Source organism: Bacillus sp. SIMBA_031 (assembly GCF_046535225.1).
Classification (GTDB): domain Bacteria; phylum Bacillota; class Bacilli; order Bacillales; family Bacillaceae; genus Bacillus; species Bacillus velezensis.
Genome location: NZ_JAWRXC010000712.1, coordinates 1 through 234, shown reverse-complemented (window position 1 = coordinate 234; position 234 = coordinate 1). Strand labels below are relative to the sequence as shown.

General features: G+C 40.2%; 1 protein-coding gene. It reads right to left on the bottom strand.

The annotated features are described in order from the left end of the window. On the bottom strand, positions 1-234 hold a 234-nt coding region (locus SB724_RS21935; RefSeq protein WP_410573202.1), incomplete at both ends, for a cation:proton antiporter domain-containing protein.

Below are 234 nucleotides of genomic sequence, written 5' to 3'. Positions count from 1 at the left end.
AAGGAGAATGACAGCAAAGGTTTCTACGCTGCTGTTACCATTAAAGAATCTGTGTAATTTTAAGAAGACAAAACCCATGATAAGCCCGATAACTAGTCCGCCAACACTATTACTGATAAACTGTATTCCTGCACTCCAAAAGGAAAATACGCCACTGGTAATGGCTATAACTGCACATTTATAAGCAATCAGGGCAGAGGCATCATTCAGCAGACTTTCTCCTTCAAGTATGGT